Consider the following 3,100-nt stretch of genomic DNA (forward strand, 5'->3'; position numbering starts at 1 on the left):
CTTGAGTATATTGTTGCTCGAGGACAAAAAGGGATCCAAAGGAAATTCTGTAAGATGTATTCAGTATCAGAAGTCGCCTGGTTGAATTTTAATGTAAAATAGTTTTTATAGCTGCTATTAGGACATTTTAGAGTTATATGAAACGCTTTATCATCAGATTACTATTATCTTCCATACAATCACTGTTATAGCTTAGGAGTCAATCTTGAACAAAGTTATTTACGTCAAAGCCAAGTTTAAGCCAATTGGAGAAGAAGTAACCGTAAAAGTATCTACCGGAGAAATAACGAAAGGCTTTTTTGGCGGAGAGAAAGAGGTAACAGTTAAAAAGAAAGAATGGCAACAAACTGGCTGGTCAGATCACGAAATCGATGGTGAATGTCTTTCCAATGACATTAGTACAGCAGTAGAAAAATTAAACCGCGAAGGTTATGAGGTGATTGCCATACAGCCCATAACATCAGGGGCATATAATCATAAGGTAGGCAAATTCAGTGCTCACATGAATACCGCAGACACTTGTTATAGTTATGGTTATGGGTATAGCTATACCGAAGGTGTAACCATTATTGCGAAGAAGATATCTTCAGTAGCAGTATAGCAACTGTTTCTAAATGCTCGCACCGCTAGTACCAGAAAGGTAGATGTCCCAGTTTTTGTAATCGTTAGATTTCTCTGGAAGTAAGATATGGAATTCAAGATTGACTTAAGAAAAACACCATTGATGTTATTTAGCAAAAACCTTGTGAGAATAAAATCAATCCAGATTATTCAGAAAGATCTTGAAAAAATGGATATAAACAAGAAAGGATACAAGATTTGGTTTTTAAACCAAACATACCATTTACACCTAGTAGCGTATTGGCAAGTTTATATACAAGATCAACTAGAATGGATATTTGGAGAGCTGACAGAGGAAGAAAATAGTAATAAATTTGTAGTAACACTACTTAAAAGTAACCTATCGGAATCCATTAGAGCTTTTTCAACACCAAACAAAGACAACATAAAACAATTATTCAAAAAGAATATAGGGATTCCAAATATTACTGAATCTTGGGCTAGATGCGGAAGAAATGAGCACGAGGTTAACAATATGCTAAAGAACATTCTAGCAACAAGGAATGATATCGCCCATGCAGCGCATTCGTCAGCAAAACTAGATTTTGACATTAATTACAATAATATGATGTTTTTATATAATCTAGCCTACGCAACCTCATTTTCTTGTGAGGAATACTTAGCAGATATAAGAGGTGTTGAGTTTCGAAAGGAGTTTCAATTGCCTCATGATGCAATCTAACGAGTCAATCAACTATGCGCCAGTTGTACAGATCTCGTTATCACCTGACACCGGCCTCAAACCGGTGTCTTGTTTACGCTACTTTAGTGCGCACTTCCTTCGGTATCAATTTCAGACCCTTCTTGAACATGCTGTAGGGAGTCTGTCCCTCCATCATCCTGCCCTGATGTGGCCGCTGGTTGTTGTAGTGTGTGTTCCAGATAGCTGTCCAGGTCTGTCTGCATCTGCTCCACCGACTCATACCAGGTTGTTCGCCCTTTGATACCAAAAAGATGGATGTCCCAGATTTCGGCAGCACCTGCGTAAGCACTTTGATGACGCAGTTCAAAAACGATAACTTTCTGATGGTTGTATCACTTCTGATGCTCGCATATGCAGCTTCGTTTGGCTTACCATGGCCATTCAGAATCTGTTGAACTGCGATGGGTTGCTGCCAACACAGGTCAAGGGAGCATATTGGAAGCTGTCATCCACAGGGGTAGCGTATTTTTTGTAGGTTAGATATGGTGGATTAACCTATTGAATTTAAAAGTGAGTTGTCGCGGAAAATGTTGGGCTTCACTTCGTTCAGCACCAACCTACATAGCCTGTAGATTTGTGCCCTACCCATCCAGCCCAACATACGTGATTAATATTAAGTTACAGGGATGATTTAATTTCAATGAAAATATCATTACCAGCTCGTTATGAAGATTTAGATCTAGCATTCAGAGGGAAACTTTTACCTAATCAAGATCTAATTTCTCAGATTAACCGTTCTTATAAATCAATGTCAATTAGCGGAGGAATTCGTTTCTTGCCAATTTACGGTGAGAGTGGTATAGGAAAAAGTTGTGCGACCCGAGAATTGGGGACTCACATGCCTGATGTCTGCACTTTTGTATTAAATCGCTCTGAAATAGAGTCAAAAGACGAATTACTCGCAAGATTAAAGTCAGAACGTAAGGCGACAGATAAAAAGCTATTGGTTGCTGTTGTAGATCAATATGAGGAGAACGTTCTTGGAAAGGAAATAATTCCAACACAGTTCATTGAACGGTTAAGCTTACTTGACCGTGCTGAATTAAGTGGAGAGCTTATTGTTTTCATTTGGTTAACAACGAGCAAACAATTCCATCAACAACTTGTTGATGCTACATCTAGAAATAGTAGGCTTTTGGCTAACAAGGAATTTGAAATATTTGGGCCAGATAAAATTGAGTGGCCACAAATAGTCGAAGAAACATTTTCGTTCCACAATAGTGAAACACCATTAGCTGATTATGGCATAATCACCGAAGACATTAAAAATATAGCCCGTACTGCCGATACGATTGGTAAGACAATTTTATATGTAGGCGAGTCTTTGGGTGAGCATATGGATGCTCTTGAGAACCTATCAGAGTATCAAGTAATTCTGCTATGGCCAGTTGCTGATTCGACAAGAAGTCAACGAGTCGCACAGTTTACCCGTGCCCGCTCTGGATACAGGCTAAACTGGGATGCGTGGTATCATGAATTAAATGAAGAAGACAAGCGTACATTACCACTCAAAGAGTTTAATAGAACTCGTTTATATTTTGATATGCGAGTGATTCCTGTTCGTGCTGCAGATCTTCATAAACTATGTTTGAACCTTGAAGATGATAACAGGAGCTTGGGAGCATCAAATCTTACTCGCTTTAAGAGCACGCATTTCTTTCATATTGTTTCAGGGCATTGGGATAATTATGATTTTGCACCAATGAGAGAAAGGGAGTCTAAACGGGCTGATAATGCCAAGGTTTGGTATGAAGGGAGGCGTTGTTTCCCAAATCA

General features: G+C 38.9%; 3 protein-coding genes and 1 pseudogene. 3 read left to right on the forward strand and 1 reads right to left on the reverse strand.

Going from position 1 to position 3,100, the window contains the following annotated elements; genetic code table 11:
* The first annotated feature begins 205 nt into the window (after window positions 1-205).
* A complete protein-coding gene (locus tag LG30_RS21440) occupies window positions 206-601 on the forward strand; it encodes a hypothetical protein (protein WP_081966054.1) in 396 nt (131 codons plus the stop codon).
* 87 nt (window positions 602-688) lie between these two features.
* Window positions 689-1,303 (forward strand): HEPN domain-containing protein, encoded by a 615-nt coding sequence (locus LG30_RS21125; RefSeq protein ID WP_052100903.1) that lies wholly within the window; start codon window positions 689-691, stop codon window positions 1,301-1,303.
* A 73-nt stretch (window positions 1,304-1,376) separates the two neighbouring features.
* On the opposite strand, the pseudogene LG30_RS21445 reads toward LG30_RS21125, so the two are convergent.
* Window positions 1,377-1,572: pseudogene (locus LG30_RS21445) on the reverse strand (IS481 family transposase); the annotation flags it as partial.
* A 392-nt stretch (window positions 1,573-1,964) separates the two neighbouring features.
* Between LG30_RS21445 and LG30_RS21975 the strand changes: the two are divergent.
* A partial coding sequence (locus LG30_RS21975; RefSeq protein WP_152599106.1) for an ATP-binding protein occupies window positions 1,965-3,100 on the forward strand: 1,136 nt, incomplete at its 3' end.

The organism is Aeromonas aquatica (genome assembly GCF_000764655.1).
Classification (GTDB): Bacteria; Pseudomonadota; Gammaproteobacteria; order Enterobacterales; family Aeromonadaceae; genus Aeromonas; species Aeromonas aquatica.